We start from the raw sequence: 21,180 nt of genomic DNA, 5'->3' as shown, positions 1-21,180 counted from the left end.
ATTAATAATACTCACCATGACGATAATCCCATGAATTGAACGTATCAGACAAGTACATTTGTATTTTGTCTACATCCAAACCTTTACGGATCAATACAGGGGCAGGTGTGATGGAGCGTTGATCGCCTTGTTCAGGAATCAATTTTCCCTCTTTATCTACAAAAGAAACCATGACCCCTTGTTCATAACGGGTTTCAATCGATTTATCAGGTTGAATTGAAGCAACATAATCATTGCTTTCGATAATCAAATCTGCCTCTTCAGCAATTTGTTCACCTATTCCTTCAACCAGACCACGATTCCCTTTACCAGAAGGATTGGCAGAACTCGCAAACAATAACGTGTGGTCTTTCTCCCACAATGCCTTTGAGATTTGTTCTCCTGGTACACCAAATTTGATGACAAAGCAACTCGTGCCGCGAACATCGGTCATCAGCTCTTCAGATCCATCAGCCGGAATGTAGGTTTTCCCGGATTCTTTCCAAGGTAAAATAGCACCGAACAGCACATCGTTTTCCCAGCAGGTTTGATATACGGCAGCTGTTTCCGCATTTAATTCGGCTAATTCATGCAACTGTTCCAAAGAGCCGCAAAGCACCACACCAGGTTTATTGCGTTTTCGGTTTTTTGCAGAGAATTTCCGCTCTAGTCCTTTTTTATCTGATACTGTGATGATGTAACCAACTTTTGTTGGACAGACAACAACGTTGCCTTCTCCCTGCAATAGGTCAATTGCGGATTGGCTAGGTTCCCCAGACCATTTGATATGTTTATCTTGACTCAAGTGACTCATCCTTTCTTGATACATGAATACTCTTACTGAAAATAAGGTGGAATATTCTGAAAATTCTGATTCCCAGTTGTTACCACTGATGATAAGGGAATCAAAATGGATAGTCAAGAGGATTTAACATGATTATGTGAAAAGCTAGAAAAAAGGCGCTACCAATTAGCTGACTATAGCGAGACGTTCATATTCCCTTAGGAGTAAAAAATTCAGTATGTAATGAAAAAATTGACTATTATCATTGTTTTTTTTATGTCATCATTAGAAAAGTCCCATTCATAGTACACGCACTACCTGTTCTGATGCATGTGGCAATAATCAAGAATGGACCATAAACTTTGTTGGTACGAATAAATAAGCGTATAGTAGAAATGTGTAAGAAAACGTATCTATTGAACGTTCATATAGGACAACAGACAGTTCAACGAAAAGAGGAGAAAAATGAATTTTATTAAATCATATGGAAAAATTACCGCTGCGTTATTCCTTTTAGCTGCAAGTATCAATCTTTTTTTAGGCCCGCATCATATTGCAGCAGGAGGGGTCAGCGGCATTGGGATTTTGCTGGAATCATCTTTAGGCTGGGACCGTGCAGTTGTCATTATGGTCTTGAATATTGCTATGCTCGTTTTGGCTTATATCTTCTTAGGTAAAGGGCCATTCATGAAAGTAGTATTTGGCAGTTTTGCCTTTCCTTTAGCGATTGCCATCGTGCCTGAAATAAAAATTGCAGATGATCGCTTGTTGTCTGTGATTTTCGGCAGTGCTATTTTCGCGGCAGGTGTCGCAATCTTGTACAAAAACCAATCCTCTAGTGGTGGAACGACCATTCCGCCACTCATCTTTAAGAAATATTTTGGTCTTAATCCAGCAATCGGTCTGTTGGTGACAGATGCAGTTGTTGTGTCGATGAATTTGTTTGTCTTTGGTTTTGAAGAGTTTCTATTTGCTATTTTGTCGATCGTGATTACATCGGCAGTCATGAATTATATTGAAACTGGCTTTAACAGGAAAAAATCACTTATGATCATGAGTGATGAACATTTAGAAGAGATTCGAACCGCGGTTTTTGAGAAAGTGAGCCGAGGGGCGACGCTGTTGAATGCGCAGGGAGGCTATCAGCAATCAGAAAAGCAAGTCTTGCTGATTGTTTCAAGTGACCAAGAATTTGTCCGTATTCGACAGATTATTGAAACAATCGATCCTACAGCGTTTGTGATCGTGAGTACAGTTTCGGAAGTTTTAGGGCAAGGGTTCAGTTATCATCCGATTGAATAAAAAAATCATAAAAAGAACAAAGACGATCGTTGTTTCTATCCAATGATCGTCTTTGTTCTTTTTATTGAGAAAAATAGTCTGGGTAGGCTTGTTGCACCACCAATAAGTCATTGTCGATCACATCGATATGTTTTTCTACTAAAGAAGTGATTTTCTTTTCGTCACGGGCTTTTAATGTGTGTAGAATTTCTTGATGATCATTTAAAATGACATCCCAGGATAACGCTTCGACTTCTAAACGCAAATATCGAAACCGATTCAAAGGCAAAATGACCGCTTGCAGCCAATCCCAAACATTTTCCTTATCGGATATTTGGTAAATCAAGTGATGGAAGTCTTCATCTAATTGAAAAAAAGCCTGCTCATCTTTTAATTGCGCATAGGTTTGTTGCAAAATGATCAGTTTTTCTAAATCCTTGAGCTGTTCATTCGTAATGACTGTGCAAGCAATCCTAAAAACTTCTTTTTCTAAAGTTTCACGAACGAAACGAGCTTCCGCGATTTGTTTGGTATTCATACGAGAAACATAGGTGCCGCTTTGAGGAATGACATCGATCAATGCTTCTCTGCGAAGCCGAATCACCGCTTCTCTAATCGGTGTCCGACCTATGGACAATCTTTCTTCTAGGTCTTTTTCTGAGATTTTTTCCCCAGGGATCAATTGTGCTGTGAGAATCATCGATTTGATCGATTCATAGGCTTGGTGTTGGAAATTCGTTGGTTTCATCAGGAACGCTTCTTTCTATTCAATGTCCTTTAAGGAGGCCAAATCGACCATCAACGGCGATTTCTTAAGTCATTGAATCATCAATCAAAATATAAACTAGTATATATTTTGATTGAGTTTTTGTAAAGGGTTGCAATTTTTCAGAAGGTGAACTAAAATACTAATATATCAGTTAGAGAAGGGGGCGTTTATGTGTTTGATTTAAAGGTTTTACATGCAGCAGGGGTTCAACTACCAAAGAAGGACAAAAATGAGGTCATCAAAAATACGAAAAAAGAGCCGCGATGGGTGCATTTTGGTGGAGGGAATTTGTATCGTGCATTTCATGCGGAAGTTGCCCAAACTTTGATTGATCAAGGGTTTCTCGAATCGGGTATTATTGTTTGCGAAACGTTTGATGAAGAGGTGATCGATCAAGTATATACACCATACCAGCAAGATATATTAGAAGTGATCATGCACGAAAAAGGGCGCTTTGAGCAGAAATTATTACAGTCAACAGCTGCAAGCTACTTTTGCCATCCTTCCCGCGAAGAAAGTTATCAAGCAGTCAGAGAGGTTTTTCAAAATAAAGCCTTGCAAATGGTGACGGTCACCATCACGGAGAAAGGCTATGGTATAACAACAAGTACAGGTGCATATCTAAAATCAGTCGAACAGGATATCATTGCGGGACCACATGAAGCAACACATACAGTGAGTATTTTGGTTAGTCTGTTATGGGATCGCTTTCAAGCAGGGGCTGCACCACTGGCTTTGATTTCAACGGATAACTTTTCTCAAAATGGCCAACGATTCCAAAGGGCAATCTTGACGATTGCCCAAGAATGGGTCGCGAAAGGCCATGTTCCACAAGCATTTGTTGCGTATTTAAGTGACAAAGAAAAGGTTTCTTTCCCATGGTCAATGATTGATCGAATCACCCCTAATCCTTCGCAAGTAGTCTTAGATCAGCTGACTCAAGCAGGAATCGAAGGGCTGTCATTGATCCGGACCAGCAAAGGAACAAATATTGCCCCATTTGCGAATACAGAGGCAACCCATTATTTAGTGATCGAAGACGACTTTCCTAATGGTCGCCCTGAGTTAGCAAAAGGCGGGGTGATCCTAACGAGCCGAGAAGTTGTTGATAAAGCAGATGTCATGAAAGTAACAACTTGTTTAAATCCATTGCACACAGCTATGTCAATATTTGGTTGTCTGCTCGGTTTTCAGACGATTGCAGAAGAAATGGCAGACCAAGATATTTCTCGACTTGTCAAAGGAGTTGGTTATATAGAAGGATTGCCAGTGGTTGAAGACCCTGGTATTATCCAACCGAAGGCATTTATTGATGAAGTCATTGGGTTGAGATTGCCTAATCCATTGATTCCAGACACCCCCAACGGATTGCGACAGATACGTCGCAAAAGATGGCAATCCGTTTTGGTGAAACCATCAAAAAATATGCGGAAAATCAACGTGTGGATGAACTACAGTTTATTCCATTGGCCATAGCAGGTTGGCTGCGGTATTTGTTGGCGATCGATGATGAAGGACAATCCTTCAAGGTAAGTCCAGATCCATTGTTGCCAGAATTGCAAGAGCAATTGTCAGCCATCAAAATGGGAGAAGCGATGGATACTGCAGTATATATTCAGCCTATTTTAAAGAACGAAACACTTTTTGGTCTTGATTTATACACAACTGGACTTGGCGAAAAAGTACAAGCTTATTTTGAACAAATGCTGACAGGCCCTGGAGCGGTTCGTCAGACTTTACATGAAACAGTAGGAGGCGTATCAGAACAATGGAGATGACATTTAGATGGTATGGCAAAGAAAATGATAATATCAAATTGACAGATATTCGGCAGATTCCGGGAATGAAAGGCATCGTTGGCACATTATTTGATATTCCAGCGGGGGAGGTTTGGCCTAAAGACCGGATCGCTTCTTTGGTTGCGGAAGTTGAGCAGGCTGGTTTGACCTTGAAAGTAATTGAAAGTGTGAATATCCATGATGATATCAAAATCGGCTTACCAACGAGAGATCAATATATTGAAAACTACAAAGAAACGATCCGCAATTTGGCTGCTTTCGGAATCGAGGTCATCTGTTATAATTTCATGCCGATTTTTGATTGGATCAAAACGGACCTTAACTATCAGCTGCCTGATGGCTCTTTCACGATGGCTTTTGAAAAGGCAGGTATCGATAAGGATCCTGAAGAAATCGTGAAGGAAGTTGAAGAATCGAGTTCAGGCTATACATTACCTGGTTGGGAGCCGGAACGTTTGGCCCATGTGAAAGAATTGTTTGACGCATATAAGGATGTCGATGACGACAAGTTAAGAGCGAATTTTGCTTATTTCTTGAAAGCAATCATTCCCACCTGTGAGGAGGTCGGGATCAAGATGGCTGTCCATCCGGATGACCCACCCTATTCGATCTTTGGGTTGCCGCGAGTGGTCAAGAATCGTGATGACTTAGACTGGATCTGTCGTGTTGTGGATAGTCCGTCGAATGGTATCACATTGTGTACGGGAAGTATTGCGGAGGACCCAAGCAACGATGTCTATCAAATCTTGGCTGAATTCTGTCGCCGGGATCGGATTCCATTTGCCCATGTACGTAATATCAAATATTTGGGAAATGACAAAGATTTTTATGAGGCGCCACATTTGTCTTCTGAGGGGTCATTGGATATGTACAAAATATTAGAAGCAATGTACACCAATGGTTTTGATGGGTATATTCGTCCAGATCATGGACGAATGATTTGGGGAGAAACAGGGCGTCCAGGCTATGGCCTGTTCGATCGTGCAATTGGTGCTTCTTATTTACTGGGCCTTTGGGAAGCTATCGATAAAGCAATCGGCAGATAAGAAAGGAGGCGGAACGCATGTTTTTAGACGAAAATTTTGTGTTGAAAAATGATATTGCCAAGCAGCTGTATCATGGATACGCAAAGGATCAGCCGATTATTGACTATCACTGTCATCTTGATCCAAAGGAAATCTATGAAGATCAGCCTTTTAGAAATATCACAGAAGCATGGTTAGCCGGCGACCATTACAAATGGCGGTTGATGCGTGCGAATGGGGTGCCAGAAACCTTGATTACAGGGGATGGCTCTGATTATGACAAGTTTGCTGCATGGGCCAAAACAATCGAATTATGTATTGGCAACCCGCTGTACATTTGGGCCAATCTCGAATTGAAACGGATTTTTGGCATCGAAGCGCTGCTGACAAAAGAAAATGCAGCCATTATTTGGGAAAAAGCCAACCAAAAATTAACAGAAAAAGACTATACACCAAGACAATTGATCAAAAAAATGAACGTATCGGTCATTTGCACGACAGATGATCCTGTTGATGATTTGCTGTATCATCAACAGCTGAAAAATGAGTCTTTCGCTGTCTATCCGACATTCAGACCAGATCGTGCATTGAACATCCACTTGCCTGAATATACGGACTATTTGCAAAAACTATCCGAAGTTTCGCATACGTCTATTCAAACATATCCCCAATTAATAGCAGCATTAGCGAATAGAGTTGCTTATTTCCATCGCCATGGGTGCCGATTATCAGATCATAGTTTGGCACAATTGGCTGATAGTCGCTATGATCAGGAACGAAATAGTGCTATTTTTGCGAAAAAAATGGCGGGTGATCCCTTGTCTAGTGAGGAGATCATGGCCTACCAATCTGGGCTGCTCGTTGAGTTGATGAAGCTATACGCCGACTATGAATGGACAGCACAATTACATTTATCAGCTACGCGAAACAATAGCGGTCTTTTGATGGCGCATGTAGGACCGGATAGTGGTGGGGATGCTATGGGGGATGGTCGATTGGAAAAGGGTGTCAGTCGCCTGTTTGACCAATTGCAATGCCAGGGCAAATTGCCAAAAACGATTTTATATTCTTTGAACCCGAAAGATTATGTCTCCCTCACTGCCTTGATGGGTTGCTTCCAAGAAGAGACCCAAGGGAAGTTGCAACTCGGATCAGCTTGGTGGTTCAACGATACATACTCCGGTATGCGGCATCAGTTGACGACGTTAGCTGAAGGGGGGATTCTCGGGAATTTTGTAGGAATGCTGACAGATTCTCGCAGCTTTTTATCCTATCCGCGGCATGAGTATTTTCGGAGGATCTTGTGCCAAGTAATCAGTGAGTGGGTAGAAGATGGACAGTTGCCAGAAGACTTGCCATATTTAGGTGAAATTGTAGAAAAAATCGCCTATCAGAATGCAAAAAATTATTTTCACTTTGGACAATGAATATAGGAAACTCACTACAGCGATAAAACCGGTGATTCGGTTTACCGCTGTAGTTTTTTTGATTTACGAATGACGGAATTTCCAGTAGGATACTAAGATAAGCGCTAAATACAGGACGAGGTGTAGTGATTGAATCCATTTTATGAAGAAGTATATGCTTTAGTGGCAAAGATACCATACGGAAAAGTAGTGTCCTATAGCCAAATATCATGGTATTTAGGAAAGATGAATCAAGCACGAGCAGTGGGTCGTGCAATGAAATTAAGTCCCAGTGATTTACCTGCACACCGTGTTGTCAAGGCAGATGGCGTGTTAGTCGGGGCGTCGGCAGAAGACAGACGCGCTGCCTTGATGGCTGAAGGCATTTTGTTCAAACCGAATGGCCGTGTCGATATGAAAGCTTGCAGTTGGCAGATACCCGCTGCTGATTTAGAACAACATTGAGAAGGATACTGGCATGAGATGCTAATGCTAAAGATGGTGAGGAGCATTATTAGAAAAAAGTTATATTAAAAGCTTAATATCCAAGCAAAATAAAAGACGCGACTCGAAAGAGCCACGCCTTTTATTTTTGTCGAAACTAACTTCTCAATCCACGGCCATTTTCGATCAAATACCAACACACGCCATACAGAACGGCAATAAAGAGGACTAGAATGCTGATCGATAAGAGAATAGGAACGTCGATCGTTCCTAAAAAGCCATAACGAAATCCTGAAATCATATAGACGATGGGATTTACTTTAGAAACGGCTTGCCAAATGGGTGGCAGCATACTGATCGAGTAAAAGACGCCACCTAAATAAGTCAAAGGTTGTAAGACAAATGTAGGTACGATCGATACATCATCAAAAGATTGGGCAAAAATGCCGTTCAATAGGCCAGCCAGTGAAAAGAGAATCGCCGTCATAAGTAATGTCAGTACAACGATGGTCCAAGAAAAGACATGGAGTGGAACAAAAAAGAGGGAAATAATAGTCACCAGAATCCCTACCAAGACACTCCGACCTAAGCCGCCAAAAACAAAGCCCCAAATAATGACATGTGTCGGTACCGGTGCAACCAGTAATTCTTCAATATTTTTCTGGAATTTTTGAGAGAAAAAAGAAGAAGAGACGTTGGAATAAGAACTTGTGATCGTGGACATCATAATTAAACCAGGCACGATAAATTCCATGTAAGAAAAGCCGCCCATATCACCAATTCGGCTGCCAATCATCTTGCCGAAGATAATAAAGTAAAGAGAAGTGGTGATGACTGGCGGAACCAGAGTCTGGACCCAGATCCGCAAATAGCGGTTGGTTTCTTTGGCCGCTAAACTTTTTAATGCAGTAAAATAAAGACTAAACATGTTTTTCCCCCGCTTCGTGCGCTTCTTCTGTAATTTTCAAAAATAGTTCTTCTAAACGATTGGATTTATTTCTCATTGAGAGGACAGTCACACCTTGATCGCTAAATTGGCGAAACAAATCGTTGACCCCTTGATCTCGCGCAACTTCAACAGCGATTGTCTGCGGATCTTCCATTTGGCTGACATAGTCTGTGATCACTGGTGCAGTGGTTACTGGCGCAATATCGAATAAGAAGGTTTCAAATTGTAATTTCGCCAATAGTTCTTTCATACTGGTGTTTTCTATCAAAGCGCCTGATTGGATGATACCAATATTGCGGCAAAGCATTTCTGCTTCCTCCAAATAATGGGTGGTCAAAATAATCGTTGTGCCTTGCTGATTCAATTCGCGTAAAAAAGTCCACATTTCACGGCGCAACTCAATGTCGACACCCGCTGTCGGTTCATCCAAAATCAACAAGCGCGGTTCGTGCATCAATGCGCGGGCAATCATCAAGCGTCGTTTCATTCCGCCAGACAACATGCGTGCCCGAACATGACGTTTTTCCCACAAATTGGCTTGCTTTAAATATTTCTCACTGCGATCTAAGGCTTCTTTACGAGAAACCCCATAGTAACCTGCTTGATTGACCACGATTTGCTGTACCGTTTCGAAAGGATTAAAGTTGAATTCCTGTGGAACTAAACCAATCTGTTGTTTGACTTGAACCAATTCTTTGTCTAAGTCATAGCCAAACACCTTTACGGTACCGGAAGATTTGTTGACCAAAGAAGTGATGATACCGATGGTGGTTGATTTACCGGCCCCATTTGGTCCCAGCAAAGCATAAAAATCGCCTTCTTCAACCGTGAGATCGATGCCCTTCAAAGCCTCAACCCCAGTGGCATAGACTTTGCGTAATGCATTTATTTCTAGTGCATATGTCATGATAATAGAATCTCCTTATGTAAGTGATGCTTTATTGTAGCATTTCTTCGCCAACAAGACCGAATAGTTTGATTTTTCTTAGATAAGTGCACAAAAAAAACGATCGAAACGATCGTTTGAGCAGCATGATCCGTCAAGATTTTAATTGTCGCGTCGCGGCTGTTCTGTCTGCCCGAGCAAATAGTCAACGGATACTTGATACAAAGCAGCAGTATGTAATATAGTCAAAACATCTGGCAGCCTTTCACCCTCTTCATAGGTTAAATAGTCAGTCAAAGGCACATCCAAGTGTTGTGCAGTTTCTTGTGCTGTGAAGCCTAGCTCCTCTCTTAAGTACTTAAAACGGCAGCCTAAAGTATCTAATAAAAATGCTTCCTCTAACGTCACGTAGCACGTCCTCCTTTAAAAACAACCAGTATCAACAACCCTATCACCTATTGTATCAACAATCTGTGAATTTGCGAAATGATTCACATGGATGCTGGTTAGCCCAGTCAAAATAACTGAACAAAAGGCTTGCTCTGGGACGCGTTTCATAGCGTATGCTTAGGGTACAAAAAGAAGGAAGGATTGGTATACATGAATACTTATATGAAAAGAAACGATGAACAATGCTGTTATGTATCTTTGTTTTTTGATGGAGAGAAGTTGGTCCTTTCGCAACCAAAAGGTTTTTTGCCTGACACAAAATACGCGCTTTCACAGGCAGATATTTCACATCTGCGCTTTGATGAACACTTCGGTGCGCAAAGAATCGGTTTTGTGTACAAAAATGATTACTATCAATTTTATGCTTGCGGCTTAAGTGTGATAGACTATATGAAAGAACAATTAACCGCGTAAGGAGCATAGGCTATGGCAAATATTCGGGATATTGCAAGAATGACTGGCTATTCAGTATCGACTGTGTCGCGGGTCATTAATAACAATCCCTATGTCAGTGAACAGAAACGACGAGAGATTTTGGCAGCCATGCAAGCCGTCAATTATATTCCCAACCATACGGCACGGGTCTTAAGTGTCGGCAAAACCAAAAATATTGGTGTGATTCTGCCATTTGTCAACCATCCCTATTTTGATGCCTTATTAAGCGGCATCACAACAGCTGCATTTTCTCGTGGCTACAAAGTGACATTGCTGCCGACAAATTATGATCCGCAAGCGGAGGAAGCGTATCTCAAAGAATTTGCTGCGAAAAGCTTTGATGCCATGATCATCACCTCTCGTGCCAATCCCATCGAAGTGCTATTGCCTTATTTGGCCTATGGACGGATCATTTTCTGCGAAAAAATCGCAGCAGTACCAGATGGCTGTACCTATATAGATCGGGAAGGATCCATTCGAGAAGTTTTTACTTTCTTTCAGGCACAGGGAATCACAAGTATTGGGGTGACCCTAGGCAGAAGCCGCAAACTAAGCAGCAACTCCAAAATCACAGTTCGATTAGCCAAAGAATATTTTCCGGCTTTTTCGGAAGACTTGATTTTTTGGGATAGTCTGACGGAAGAAGATGGTAAGGAAGCCGCGGTCTTTTTTGCAGACAAAGGCGTGGAGGCGATATTTACGAATGGGGATCGTGTGGCTGCTGGAATCCATTTAGCCAAGCCAGACGAATGGCTCGTGATTGGCCGTGATCATTTGTTTATCAGTGATGTATTGCAACTCTCAACGATTGATTATCATTTACAAGATTGTGGCGAAATGGCCGTCCAGTTGGCAGTCAATGAAAAAAGCGGCAGTTTCAAAATTCCGTATACGTTTGTGCAACGCCCAATGGCAAAAAAATGAAGACCTCTTGCATCACTTGTGGGTGACAAGAGGTCTTTGTCTATGCTTCACTTTGTTGCGCTGCTATTTGTTCGCGTATAATAGTCGATCAATTGTTTCAGCAAAAGGGTTGCGCCGGTTCCCGCCCGTTGATCATAGTAAGCGGTAAAGCGAGGATCACTCACGTACATTTCGCCTAAGCCGCGATGGTAATCAGGTGTATAAAAAGGAGCGGCTTGGCTCAGCCATTGTTTGTGCTTCGTAAATGCTGTTTGGGCTTTTTCTGATGAAAGATCTGCTGGATTTTCCTGCAGCATTTCCTTCAATAAGCGCATCAAACTCTCTTCATCGGCGGATAATTGTGCAAAGACTGTCTGCGGCATCTCTTGCCATTTCTTTTGACTGTCTGCAACAGTCTGCGCACCATACGTTTTTCTGGCTTCTTCTCCGTACAAAGTGTCGTTCTCAGCTAATGTATGTTCTTTAAAATATGCAAATTTTTCTTGATCGTTCATTTCCTTCTCTCCTTCGTAAGTGGCAAGTGTGTCAGCCAGTGCTGCCAGTAAAGCGTCGAGCGTTTGTCGCTGCTGTGTCAATTGCTGATAATGGTATTGCAAGGTATGGTGAATCTGCGTTTCGGAACTATCTAGAATCGAAGTGATCGTCTCCAATGGTAGGCCAAAAGCCTTAAAGTACAAAATTTGCTGCAAGCGGTCGGCTTCTTGTGTGCCATAGAAACGATACCCATTTTCTGAAACTGCAGCGGGTTTCAGCAATCCGATCTCGTCATAATAACGTAAGGTGCGGCTGCTGACACCAGATAATTTGGCTAAGGTGCTGATACTATATTTCATCATGATTCCTCCTATAGATCGAGCATACAAGTTGACGGTACGAGAAGGTCAAGAAAAATGTTTTACCTTTTTTTGTTGTGCTATAATTATAGCAAAGAAAGGAAGATAACATGCAAATCATTTTTTCTGATATTGATGGCACATTTCAAGAAATGGGACACCCGATCCCAGCAATCAACAAAGAAGCCATTCGTGCCTTGCAAGACCAAGGGGATCATTTTGTTTTTGTTACAGGCCGTGGTGTGGAGCTGGTCCAAGACATGATGCAAGAGGAAGACATCACTTGTGACGTTATTTTTGGTAATGGCGCTGGTATGATGCTGAAAGGAAAATCCCCGGTATTGACTCATACAGTTCCGATAACGACACTGACTCGGGTCATTGATATTTTGGAAGCCGCGCAAGTGTTTTATTTTCTGCACACGGATCAAGGGATTCTCTCCCCAGAAGCGCACCGCTATGAAGCACAATTCCAAGCCAGTCGCGCTGCACTGATCGCTGAGTTGGGTGAACGTGGAGAAATGATCGCAGATTATAAGTACAACTTTTTCTACAACGAATGTATCCACCATAAAGATGTTTTGGCGTATATGCAAAATAATCCTACGATCAAGGTCATGAAAATTGAATTAATGGAAGCCTCTGATGAAAAACGGGCTGCATTGCGCACCTTGATCCAAGGAGAAGATGCAGATATCTTCCAATCCTTTGTACAAACCTTAGAAATTGTGGATCCGTTAGCAACAAAGGGTGCTGCGATCCGAGCATTTTTAGCGGATTTTCCTGATGCCAAAAGTTATGGTATTGGTGACGGAGAAAATGACCTGCCGATGTTCGAAGCAGTCGATGTTTCTCTGGCTGTTGCCAATGCAAGTCAAGCGATCCAAGCTGTTTGTGATCGAACCATTGACAGTGCGGAGAATGGCGGTGTCGGCACATTTATTCTAAGTGAATTGATTTCATGAGAGGATGATAGTGATGAAACTGATTGAAACACCTGTAAACCAAAACTTAAATATGGAATCTTTTTATCCGAATATCTCCAAATTTATTTTTGATAAAACAGCTGTGAAGCTGTACAAAATTTACGCATTGGACCGGACGCAAATATTGTATGTCGATACGTATGATCAAATTTCTTTGGTCTTGATCAACAACAAGAAGAAAATCAGCCGTGAAGAAGTGGATACGGGCATCCACCGTTTACTAAAGGTAGACCGCAGTCAAGTGACTGTCAATGTGACGATCCGCAAAGAAATGGAAGCCAAAGGCATTGTTTTTTCACAACCACGCAAAGATATCATTTTGGTTCAACTGCCAATCGCGTAAATGAACATCGATTGATGACAGAGAAAGTGCCAATTGGACTTTCTCTGTTTTTTTGAATTGAACAATATTTTCTGCGTTTTTTGTTTTTTTTGCTATAATGAGAAGAAGTAAGTTAAAGGGAGTAAGACACATGCAGAAATTATTTAAAGATGATACCTTGACGTTGCACACAGATTTATATCAAATCAACATGATGCAGACTTATTGGGAATTGGGTCGGGCAGAATTAAATGCAGTCTTTGAATGCTATTTTCGGGAGATGCCATTCGAAAATGGCTACGCGATCTTTGCAGGATTAGAACGCTTGATCGATTATTTGAATGATTTATCATTTTCAGCATCAGATATTGATTATCTTCGTGAAATCGGCGGCTATCCAGAAGCATTCTTGGACTATTTGAAAGCTTTTAAGTTTTCTTGTACCGTTCGTTCAGCTTTAGAAGGTGATTTGGTTTTCAATAACGAACCAATCATTCAAGTGGAAGGACCGTTGGCGCAAGCGCAGTTGGTCGAAACAGCGCTGTTGAATATGGTCAATTTCCAAACGTTGATTGCAACCAAAGCGGCCCGAATCAAGTCGGTGATTGGTCCAGATCCTTTATTGGAATTTGGTTCTCGGCGGGCGCAAGAGATGGATGCTGCGATTTGGGGCACCCGGGCAGCGTTTATCGGCGGCGCGGATGCGACGAGTAATGTACGTGCGGGCAAGATCTTTGGCATTCCTGCCAGCGGGACCCATGCGCATTCGTTGGTGCAGTCCTACGGCAATGACTATGATGCCTTTATGGCCTATGCGAAGACCCATAAAGACTGTGTTTTTTTGGTCGATACGTATGATACCTTGCGTTTAGGTGTACCGAATGCCATTCGAGTGGCCAAAGAGATGGGCGACAAAATCAATTTCCTTGGTGTTCGTATCGATAGCGGCGACATGGCTTACATCTCTAAAAAAGTGCGGGAACAGCTCGATGAAGCTGGATTCACAAAAGCCAAAATCTATGCGTCAAACGATTTAGATGAGAATACGATTTTGAGCTTAAAAATGCAAAAAGCCAAAATCGATGTGTGGGGTGTGGGTACGAAGTTGATCACGGCTTATGACCAACCGGCACTAGGTGCAGTGTATAAATTGGTGGCAATTGAAAATGCCGAAGGGCAAATGATTGATACCATCAAATTATCCAGCAACGCTGAAAAAGTATCCACACCTGGCAAAAAGCAAGTATGGCGTATCACCCGCAAATCTGATGGGAAATCAGAAGGGGATTATGTGACCCTGTGGGAAGAAACGCCGCAAAAAGAAAAAGAATTGTTCATGTTCCATCCGGTCCACACCTTTATCAACAAAACGGTCACGGACTTTGATGCACGACCACTGCTGCAAGATATTTTTATTGAGGGCAAGCAAGTGTATGAGGTGCCTGATCTAGAGCATATCAAAGCGTATGCCACAAATTGTTTGGACTCCCTATGGGATGAGTACAAACGTGATTTGAATCCGCAAAAATATCCAGTCGATCTGTCACAAGAGTGCTGGAATCACAAAATGCGGACCATCGAAAAAGTCCGCAAACAAACCAAAGGTGAGATTCTGTAGATGCAAGATAACTGATCTGCATGTATAGTGAGTGGCACAATAAAAAATCAAGGGGGCATTTTTTATGACATTGCAAAATGAAATTATCAAGGAATTAGGTGTATTGCCAACAATCGATCCAAAAGAAGAAGTACGTAAGAGTATTGATTTTCTAAAAGCGTATTTGCAAAAAAATCCATTCCTGCATACCTTTGTCTTAGGCATCAGCGGCGGACAAGATTCTTCATTGGCTGGTCGGATCGCACAATTGACGATGGAGGAAATGCGCAGCGAAACCAATAATCCTAACTACCAATTTATCGCTGTACGCTTGCCTTATGGCGAACAAGCTGATGAAGCAGATGCCAAACGCGCTTTGGATTTCATCCAGCCAGATATTTCTTTGCGGGTCAATATCAAAGGTCCGGTGGATGCCGAAGTTGCAGCTGTTGAAGAAGCAGGTCTAGCAGTTTCCGACTTTAACAAAGGCAATATCAAAGCCCGACAACGAATGATCACACAATATGCGATCGCTGGCGAAAAAGCTGGCGCAGTGATCGGTACCGATCATGCGGCAGAAAATATTACAGGTTTCTTTACAAAATATGGTGATGGCGGTGCGGATATTTTGCCATTGTTCCGATTGGATAAACGTCAAGGCCGCCAGTTGCTGGAATACTTGGGTGCACCAGAAGCGCTGTATACCAAAGTACCAACAGCCGATCTAGAAGATGGTAAACCATTGGTTGCTGATGAAGCCGCATTAGGTGTCACTTACAATGATATCGATGATTATTTAGAAGGCAAAACCGTTACTGGTGAAGCACAGCAAACGATCGAAAACTGGTGGAATAAAACACAGCACAAACGCCATCTGCCTGTGACGATCTTTGACGATTTTTGGAAATAAACCAGTCTGCTAAATCCAGATAAGATCCTTGGAGAAAAATGAGTCGCGGGGAAATTGGGTGTCAACGCGCCTAGCGACTCTTTTTTAGGCCGAGGATTTTTTTGCATATCCGTGCATGTTGTCAGGAGACCTTGCTAACTACAACGACTTTACATTGTTTCCGTGAAAGCATAAAATACGGAGGGGACTAAAAATGGTCAGGGTACAAGGAGGAACAGTCTGAATGAAACAAAAACTCCCTCAATATGGGAAAATCGCTTTAAAAGTGATGGCTGTGATTGGCTTGATCATTTTCAGCAATCTTTTTTTACAGTGGTGTCAAAATAATCTATCGATAAGTCTGGCCCTTAAATTTGCCTTTTCATGGCATACGGAGAAATTCTTTTTAGCTTGCTTGGTTCTTGCACTTGTCTATGGCTTTTTTGCGAGTATCGCAGGATCCTTGCGCATAGGCGGGGTGTTCTATAGTGTCGGGATCGGTATTTTAGGCTATGCCAATTATATGAAGATGTCCTATCGGCAAGAGCCGATTTATCCAGATGACCTCAAAATGGTGACACAATTTACGCTGCTGCGAACCATGATCGGCAATGGGGCATTCTTATTGGCGCTGCTATTAGCCATTGCAGCTATCGTGGCTGTGGGCTGGAGTATCTATCGCAGCCGCAAGTTGAAGCGTAGACAGCAGATTTTCCGAGGGGCAGTGCTGATTCTATGTTCTCTAGGGCTGGTCTATGTTTCGCATTTCAACGATAGTACGAATCTGTTGCGTAAAGCCTATAATCGAACAGCCCTTTGGATTCCTTATTCGCAAAAAATGAATTATTACAATACAGGTTTTATTGGCGGTTTTTTGTATAATTTGCGGGTGGATGCGATGGAGAAACCAGCAGGGTACAGCAAAGAAGCTGTTGAGGAGATTGCTGCAAAGTATAGTGCATTAGCGGCTGATACCAATAAGACACGGGACAGTGAAGCGCCCAATATCGTCTATGTGATGAGTGAAAGTTTTTCTGATCCTAGTCATTTAAAGGGCATTACGATTACGGGAGATCCTTTGGAAGATTATTATCAAGTAGCAGATCAAACGATCAGCGGTAAGATGCTGTCACAAAACTACGGTGGTGGGACAGCCAATATCGAGTTTGAAGCATTGACTAGTTTTTCGATGGGGTTGATGAATCCGCAAATGACGACGCCGTATACAATGCTGGTACCGAAATTGACACAATTGCCTTCTTTGGTGTCATTTCTTAAGCAAGATGGATATGGGGCTACAGCCATTCATCCTTATGATACATCGATGTATAAGCGCAAAGATGTTTATGACGTGATGGGCTTTGATTCGTTTTTGGATCAAGATACCATGACCTATACGGACAAAATTGAAAACAATCCCTATATATCGGACGCGTCAGCTTATAAAGAAGTCATGTCTGTTCTTTCAGACGAAGCACAACCACAATTCGTTCATTTGGTGACGATGCAGACCCATATGCCTTATGTGGGCAAATATGATACATTGGATTATCAAGCTACAGGTGACGGGAACATGGATTCATTGGAGAATTATTTACAAGATGTGTCCTACAGCAGTACAGCATTGAAAGAATTCATCTCTGAATTGTCTACCTTGAACCGGCGCACATTGGTTGTCTTCTGGGGAGATCATTTACCGGGGATCTATTCAGATGCGATCAAAGATCAAAATGACACCGCCACATTGCATGAAACACAGTTTCTGATGGTTGATTCTGATGGAGATTTCCAACAACAAGATGTTGCGGTCACGAGCCCGTTTTACTTTGCACCAACGCTGTTGGAAGAAAGTCAACAGCCGACCAATGGCTTTTATGAGATGTTGTTGACCTTGCAAGAGGAATTGCCGGCTTTTGAAACGGGTCAATATTATATCGGCGGACAATGGCAAACCCAATTGTCCTTGAATAAGGAAACCCAAGCGGTTTATGATGCCTATCAAATGATTCAGTATGATGTTTTGCAAGGAGAGCAGTATAGTTTAGCGACCGATTTATTCGGAGAATAAAAAAGAATCACTTTAGCTGCGATGCAGTGAAGTGATTCTTTTTGTTCATGATAGATCAGACCAGGTTCTGGTATCATCAAAGATCGCGGCAGCATGATTGGCGTGATCAACGATGGCTTGTGGATAGCCCAGTACACCAAGCAGTGCGATGGCATTGCGGCTTTTGGCAGCGCCAGTCTTGACTTTATAGTCGAATGAAATACCGTCATCAGCTGTGACTTGTTCAGAAAAGTGAATGTTGCGGCAATCCTGTTTGAGTATCTCAGTCAGTTCGATATCGTGGGTCGCAACAAAGGCAAGACTTGGATAGCCGCTGAGCCAGTGGATGATACTGGAAGAAGCGGCAATTCGCTCAACTGTGTTGGTTCCTTTCAAAATCTCATCAATAAAGCAGTAACACCGTTCTTTGGTAGCTACTTGATCCAGCAGGCGTTTGATCGATTTGATCTCAGCGACAAAATAACTATCTCCTTCAAACAGATCATCTTCGACAGCCATTGAAGTAATGACATGTCCTGGTGCCAACGTGAAGGTTTCTGCTACCGCTGTATAAATCGTTTGTGAAAGCCAACAATTGATGGCAATACTTTTGACATAGGTCGATTTGCCGGAAGCATTGGCGCCAGTCACAAGGGTATTGTGTCCCCAGTCGACATCATTCATGACGGCTTCTTTCAGTAATGGATGATAAGAACCGCTTGATACGACAGGCCCGTCTTGGAAATCAGGGATGCAGGTGATTGGCATATACGTTCGGAAATTCAAGATCGCCGCTGCGACTTCTAACTTTCCTAAGAGATCCCAGAGTCGAATGGCATCGTCGTGGTGCTTGGCTAAAGTGCTAGTCACCGATTGGTAGGAAATGAAAGGCAACATAAAGAAAATATTGATGTATTCAAATAGCATATCGCCGTCACTGCCATTTTTGGCGCGGAAGGACAGCCCAAAACGTGGAATATTCTTTAACGGTTTCAGTGCGTCTTTGATTTCTTGTTGCAGTGGTGTAGCGATTTTAGCGATTTGATTGCCGCTAGCAATGGTTTGTACCAAGTAGCGCATACTGTTCAGTTCTGTTTCCAAGCGGGCTTTTTTGATGGAGTAATAGATCGTATTGAACAAGATACCACCTATTGTCAAGATCAAGCCCACAGGAATCCCAATCGCAAACAAAAGCAGCCCAATGAGCGGCAACAGGCCTAAACAGATAAATAAAGGCAAGGAGCCAATAGACGGCGCAGCTTCTTGCGCCAAGTAGGATTTCGAAAAATTATGATCTTGCTTGCCTAAACGGGCAAACGTATACTGCGACTGTTCTCTGGCAGAATGGTTTTGCGCAAAAAAAGCAATCAGCTCTTGTAATTGGCTATCTTCTTTGAATTGATAATTGCGCAATTGCTGATAGAGTGCTTCTGATCCGACACTTGAGTAGGTCAGATTGATGGCTTCAAATAAATGAAACCCATCAAGGTCATACCATGTGATATCATCGATTTCGCTATCGAATTGCTGAAAGTTTTTTTCGATCTGCCAAGCTTTCTTCAAACTATCCTCTTTGTCAAACCGCGGTTGGTGGGGGATCTTGCCCCAAGAACGTTGGACATAGCGGCGCAGCTTGATTCGATTCCAAATGTCTAATGCGATGAGCGCCGCGACCACGGCGAGGATGAGCACCAATACTGTGAATTGTGGGGTCATGCGTTTTCTCCAATCCTTTGCTGTTCAGTCTACTTGATCGTTTCGGCTGCGTGCGGGTCGATTTCTTTCAAGATATGATAGATTCGTTCAATATCTTGGTTTGTTCCTCTTAATTCGAAGTCAGCCAAAAAAGGAACGGCAAATTGCGCTGCATATTGTTTGGCAGTCAGACAATACTGATAGTTGAAATTTTTGTTGCCACTGCCGATGACACCCAAACAATGTTGGGCATTGTCACCGAAATCGATATATTCCCGCAGTGTTTCGGTCAAAATTTCTTGATCGCCATTATCAACGCCATTACCGCCTTCTAAATAAGTCGGTACAAAGGCAACGAAGGGTTCTGTTTCTTCTGTCAAGGCGCTGTTGTCATGGATCTCTTTGATGGTCCAATCTGCTTCAACAGTTTGTTCTGCCGCGTATGCCTGCAATCGTTGAACAAACGCTCGGGTATTTCCAGATATTGATATAAATAATAAATTCATTGATGATCACCTTCCCATCACAAGTATACCAGAAACACAGGGGCAAAAAGGTAAAAATTTGCGTGGTTTTTCCTAGCAAAAAACAGGGACAGAGGATACACTGATAGAGAAATGAGAGGAGAGAGTCTATGTTTGATCAGATGCACCATATCGCCATCATTGCCAGAGACTATCAAGAAGCCAAGATGTTTTATGTAGATAAACTGGGGTTTGAGGTGATTCGAGAACACCACCGGGCGGATAAAGGAGATATCAAAATCGATCTTCGTTTTGGTTCCTCAGAGATTGAATTGTTTATCAACCAAAATGCACCAACAAGACCAAGTTTCCCTGAAGCTGCGGGTTTGCGCCATTTGGCTTTTCATGTGACACACATTGAAGAAGTGGTGGCCGCTTTGGCAGCGAAAGGGATTGATTGTGAACCGATACGTTTTGATACGTTTACGAATAAGAAAATGACTTTCTTTCAAGACCCCGATGGATTGCCGCTTGAATTGCATGAATAAACGATCGTCTATCGGGACAGGTCCGTGTGGTGTTGAAAAAAGCTTGGTTTTTATACTGAAAGTTGTTATGCTAAAAGAGTAGCTAGGAGGAATAATCGTGATAAGATTTGCAAAAAAAGAAGATCGCTTCGCAATGGCTGAGTTGGTCTTAGTGATTTTAAAGGATATGGAGTTGCCTTTTGTCAAAGAAATCGGTGAAGCAAAGACGCTAGAGATATTGGCAGATGCTATGCTGGAACCGAGTTACCGCTATGGGTATACGAGAGCATTGGTCAACGAAATCGATGGCACCGTAGCAGGTGTTGCATTTGGGTATCCAGATAAAGAAGAAGCAACGATTGATCAGCCGTTGGACCGTGTATTAGAACAATATGGATTGAGTAAAGACATGAAGTTATTTATTGATGAAGAAACGATGCCGAATGAATGGTATTTAGATACCATATGTGTCGCAGAAGCGTTTCGTGGACATGGTGTCGGATCTGCGCTATTAGAGGCGCTGCCAAAGATTGCCCATCGCGATGGTTATGATGTGATTGGATTGAGTGTGGATCGCGCCAACCCGAATGCCAAACGACTGTATGAGAAACATGGATTTGAAGTTGTGGCGGAACGGGAAATCAGCGGACACCTGTATGATCATATGCAAAAGAAAACCAGCTGAGCAA

21 protein-coding genes and 1 pseudogene are annotated in these 21,180 nt (G+C 42.4%); 14 read left to right on the top strand and 8 right to left on the bottom strand.

From position 1 onward, the window contains the following. Position 1 precedes the first annotated feature (1 nt). The gene (locus tag ACYVRS_RS01410; RefSeq protein ID WP_312499559.1) at positions 2-793 is read right to left on the bottom strand and encodes an L-threonylcarbamoyladenylate synthase; all 792 of its coding nucleotides are present in this window, start codon (positions 791-793) and stop codon (positions 2-4) included. 435 nt (positions 794-1,228) lie between these two features. Here ACYVRS_RS01410 and ACYVRS_RS01405 point away from each other — a divergent pair, with 435 nt between their 5' ends. Then, positions 1,229-2,065: a YitT family protein gene (locus ACYVRS_RS01405; protein ID WP_461202254.1), complete on the top strand. Its 837-nt coding sequence runs from the start codon at positions 1,229-1,231 to the stop codon at positions 2,063-2,065. Between the two features lie 61 nt (positions 2,066-2,126). Here ACYVRS_RS01405 and ACYVRS_RS01400 read toward each other — a convergent pair whose 3' ends face one another. Continuing rightward, positions 2,127-2,792 carry a GntR family transcriptional regulator gene (locus ACYVRS_RS01400; RefSeq protein ID WP_312499549.1) on the bottom strand — a complete coding sequence of 222 codons (666 nt, stop codon included), beginning with the start codon at positions 2,790-2,792 and terminating at the stop codon, positions 2,127-2,129. A 192-nt stretch (positions 2,793-2,984) separates the two neighbouring features. Between ACYVRS_RS01400 and ACYVRS_RS01395 the strand changes: the two are divergent. The 4 genes and pseudogenes from ACYVRS_RS01395 to ACYVRS_RS01380 all read left to right on the top strand — a co-directional run bounded on the left by ACYVRS_RS01395 (position 2,985) and on the right by ACYVRS_RS01380 (position 7,508). Beyond that, positions 2,985-4,591: pseudogene (locus tag ACYVRS_RS01395) on the top strand (mannitol dehydrogenase family protein). After that, positions 4,582-5,658, top strand: a complete 1,077-nt coding sequence (gene uxuA, locus ACYVRS_RS01390; RefSeq protein WP_461202252.1) for a mannonate dehydratase — start codon at positions 4,582-4,584, stop codon at positions 5,656-5,658. Before ACYVRS_RS01395 ends, uxuA begins: the two are co-directional and overlap by 10 nt. A gap of 17 nt (positions 5,659-5,675) precedes the next feature. Then, complete coding sequence (gene uxaC, locus ACYVRS_RS01385) at positions 5,676-7,064, top strand: glucuronate isomerase (RefSeq protein WP_461202250.1); 1,389 nt, start codon at positions 5,676-5,678, stop codon at positions 7,062-7,064. Between the two features lie 129 nt (positions 7,065-7,193). Next, a complete protein-coding gene (locus ACYVRS_RS01380; RefSeq protein ID WP_461202248.1) occupies positions 7,194-7,508 on the top strand; it encodes an MGMT family protein in 315 nt (104 codons plus the stop codon). A 136-nt stretch (positions 7,509-7,644) separates the two neighbouring features. Here the strand turns inward: ACYVRS_RS01380 and ACYVRS_RS01375 are convergent, their stop codons facing one another. The 3 genes from ACYVRS_RS01375 to ACYVRS_RS01365 all read right to left on the bottom strand — a co-directional run bounded on the left by ACYVRS_RS01375 (position 7,645) and on the right by ACYVRS_RS01365 (position 9,730). Continuing rightward, complete coding sequence (locus tag ACYVRS_RS01375) at positions 7,645-8,415, bottom strand: ABC transporter permease (protein ID WP_312541752.1); 771 nt, start codon at positions 8,413-8,415, stop codon at positions 7,645-7,647. After that, positions 8,408-9,343: an ABC transporter ATP-binding protein gene (locus tag ACYVRS_RS01370; protein WP_461202246.1), complete on the bottom strand. Its 936-nt coding sequence runs from the start codon at positions 9,341-9,343 to the stop codon at positions 8,408-8,410. Before ACYVRS_RS01370 ends, ACYVRS_RS01375 begins: the two co-directional genes overlap by 8 nt. A 141-nt stretch (positions 9,344-9,484) precedes the next feature. Continuing rightward, the gene (locus ACYVRS_RS01365; RefSeq protein ID WP_312498827.1) at positions 9,485-9,730 is read right to left on the bottom strand and encodes a helix-turn-helix domain-containing protein; all 246 of its coding nucleotides are present in this window, start codon (positions 9,728-9,730) and stop codon (positions 9,485-9,487) included. Between the two features lie 192 nt (positions 9,731-9,922). On the opposite strand from ACYVRS_RS01365, the gene ACYVRS_RS01360 reads away from it, so the two are divergent. Further along, a complete protein-coding gene (locus tag ACYVRS_RS01360) occupies positions 9,923-10,186 on the top strand; it encodes a hypothetical protein (RefSeq protein ID WP_461202244.1) in 264 nt (87 codons plus the stop codon). 12 nt (positions 10,187-10,198) lie between these two features. Next, the gene (locus ACYVRS_RS01355; RefSeq protein WP_312498829.1) at positions 10,199-11,131 is read left to right on the top strand and encodes a LacI family DNA-binding transcriptional regulator; all 933 of its coding nucleotides are present in this window, start codon (positions 10,199-10,201) and stop codon (positions 11,129-11,131) included. Between the two features lie 47 nt (positions 11,132-11,178). On the opposite strand, the gene ACYVRS_RS01350 is transcribed toward ACYVRS_RS01355, so the two are convergent. Continuing rightward, a complete protein-coding gene (locus tag ACYVRS_RS01350; protein ID WP_461202242.1) occupies positions 11,179-11,964 on the bottom strand; it encodes a MerR family transcriptional regulator in 786 nt (261 codons plus the stop codon). Positions 11,965-12,074: 110 nt separating this feature from the next. On the opposite strand from ACYVRS_RS01350, the gene ACYVRS_RS01345 reads away from it, so the two are divergent. From ACYVRS_RS01345 to ACYVRS_RS01325, 5 genes are all read left to right on the top strand, one after another. Continuing rightward, a complete protein-coding gene (locus ACYVRS_RS01345; protein ID WP_312498832.1) occupies positions 12,075-12,929 on the top strand; it encodes an HAD-IIB family hydrolase in 855 nt (284 codons plus the stop codon). Positions 12,930-12,942: 13 nt separating this feature from the next. After that, entirely contained in the window at positions 12,943-13,293 is a 351-nt protein-coding gene (locus tag ACYVRS_RS01340) for a DUF1827 family protein (RefSeq protein ID WP_461202240.1), read from the top strand. A gap of 130 nt (positions 13,294-13,423) precedes the next feature. Next, positions 13,424-14,890 carry a nicotinate phosphoribosyltransferase gene (locus tag ACYVRS_RS01335; protein WP_461202238.1) on the top strand — a complete coding sequence of 489 codons (1,467 nt, stop codon included), beginning with the start codon at positions 13,424-13,426 and terminating at the stop codon, positions 14,888-14,890. 64 nt (positions 14,891-14,954) lie between these two features. Beyond that, entirely contained in the window at positions 14,955-15,779 is an 825-nt protein-coding gene (gene nadE, locus ACYVRS_RS01330; protein ID WP_461198099.1) for an NAD(+) synthase, read from the top strand. 223 nt (positions 15,780-16,002) lie between these two features. After that, positions 16,003-17,826: an LTA synthase family protein gene (locus ACYVRS_RS01325; protein ID WP_461202236.1), complete on the top strand. Its 1,824-nt coding sequence runs from the start codon at positions 16,003-16,005 to the stop codon at positions 17,824-17,826. A gap of 45 nt (positions 17,827-17,871) precedes the next feature. Here ACYVRS_RS01325 and ACYVRS_RS01320 read toward each other — a convergent pair whose 3' ends face one another. Further along, positions 17,872-19,521 carry a MutS-related protein gene (locus ACYVRS_RS01320; RefSeq protein WP_461202234.1) on the bottom strand — a complete coding sequence of 550 codons (1,650 nt, stop codon included), beginning with the start codon at positions 19,519-19,521 and terminating at the stop codon, positions 17,872-17,874. Between the two features lie 29 nt (positions 19,522-19,550). After that, positions 19,551-20,006, bottom strand: a complete 456-nt coding sequence (gene nrdI, locus ACYVRS_RS01315) for a class Ib ribonucleoside-diphosphate reductase assembly flavoprotein NrdI (RefSeq protein ID WP_312498841.1) — start codon at positions 20,004-20,006, stop codon at positions 19,551-19,553. Between the two features lie 128 nt (positions 20,007-20,134). On the opposite strand from nrdI, the gene gloA2 reads away from it, so the two are divergent. Together gloA2 and ACYVRS_RS01305 are read left to right on the top strand one after the other, a co-directional pair. Continuing rightward, on the top strand, positions 20,135-20,512 hold the full coding sequence (gloA2, locus tag ACYVRS_RS01310; RefSeq protein ID WP_313538795.1) for an SMU1112c/YaeR family gloxylase I-like metalloprotein: 378 nt from the start codon (positions 20,135-20,137) through the stop codon (positions 20,510-20,512). Positions 20,513-20,609: 97 nt separating this feature from the next. Beyond that, complete coding sequence (locus ACYVRS_RS01305) at positions 20,610-21,176, top strand: GNAT family N-acetyltransferase (protein WP_054114448.1); 567 nt, start codon at positions 20,610-20,612, stop codon at positions 21,174-21,176. Positions 21,177-21,180: the final 4 nt, after the last annotated feature.

The organism is Enterococcus salsurae, assembly GCF_054784955.1.
The sequence above is the reverse complement of the archived record's forward strand: the minus strand, read 5'-3'. Positions and strand labels throughout refer to the sequence as shown.

What these genes read in the sequence shown, in the direction of transcription:
- ACYVRS_RS01320 (WP_461202234.1), bottom strand. Translation starts at nt 19,521, where the DNA reads ATGACCCCACAATTCACAGTATTGGTGCTCATCCTCGCCGTGGTCGCG.
- ACYVRS_RS01375 (WP_312541752.1), bottom strand. Translation starts at nt 8,415, where the DNA reads ATGTTTAGTCTTTATTTTACTGCATTAAAAAGTTTAGCGGCCAAAGAA.
- ACYVRS_RS01340 (WP_461202240.1), top strand. Translation starts at nt 12,943, where the DNA reads ATGAAACTGATTGAAACACCTGTAAACCAAAACTTAAATATGGAATCT.
- uxuA (WP_461202252.1), top strand. Translation starts at nt 4,582, where the DNA reads ATGGAGATGACATTTAGATGGTATGGCAAAGAAAATGATAATATCAAA.
- ACYVRS_RS01400 (WP_312499549.1), bottom strand. Translation starts at nt 2,792, where the DNA reads ATGAAACCAACGAATTTCCAACACCAAGCCTATGAATCGATCAAATCG.
- ACYVRS_RS01370 (WP_461202246.1), bottom strand. Translation starts at nt 9,343, where the DNA reads ATGACATATGCACTAGAAATAAATGCATTACGCAAAGTCTATGCCACT.
- uxaC (WP_461202250.1), top strand. Translation starts at nt 5,676, where the DNA reads ATGTTTTTAGACGAAAATTTTGTGTTGAAAAATGATATTGCCAAGCAG.
- ACYVRS_RS01335 (WP_461202238.1), top strand. Translation starts at nt 13,424, where the DNA reads ATGCAGAAATTATTTAAAGATGATACCTTGACGTTGCACACAGATTTA.
- gloA2 (WP_313538795.1), top strand. Translation starts at nt 20,135, where the DNA reads ATGTTTGATCAGATGCACCATATCGCCATCATTGCCAGAGACTATCAA.
- ACYVRS_RS01410 (WP_312499559.1), bottom strand. Translation starts at nt 793, where the DNA reads ATGAGTCACTTGAGTCAAGATAAACATATCAAATGGTCTGGGGAACCT.
- ACYVRS_RS01350 (WP_461202242.1), bottom strand. Translation starts at nt 11,964, where the DNA reads ATGAAATATAGTATCAGCACCTTAGCCAAATTATCTGGTGTCAGCAGC.
- ACYVRS_RS01345 (WP_312498832.1), top strand. Translation starts at nt 12,075, where the DNA reads ATGCAAATCATTTTTTCTGATATTGATGGCACATTTCAAGAAATGGGA.
- ACYVRS_RS01355 (WP_312498829.1), top strand. Translation starts at nt 10,199, where the DNA reads ATGGCAAATATTCGGGATATTGCAAGAATGACTGGCTATTCAGTATCG.
- nadE (WP_461198099.1), top strand. Translation starts at nt 14,955, where the DNA reads ATGACATTGCAAAATGAAATTATCAAGGAATTAGGTGTATTGCCAACA.
- ACYVRS_RS01325 (WP_461202236.1), top strand. Translation starts at nt 16,003, where the DNA reads ATGAAACAAAAACTCCCTCAATATGGGAAAATCGCTTTAAAAGTGATG.
- ACYVRS_RS01360 (WP_461202244.1), top strand. Translation starts at nt 9,923, where the DNA reads ATGAATACTTATATGAAAAGAAACGATGAACAATGCTGTTATGTATCT.
- ACYVRS_RS01405 (WP_461202254.1), top strand. Translation starts at nt 1,229, where the DNA reads ATGAATTTTATTAAATCATATGGAAAAATTACCGCTGCGTTATTCCTT.
- nrdI (WP_312498841.1), bottom strand. Translation starts at nt 20,006, where the DNA reads ATGAATTTATTATTTATATCAATATCTGGAAATACCCGAGCGTTTGTT.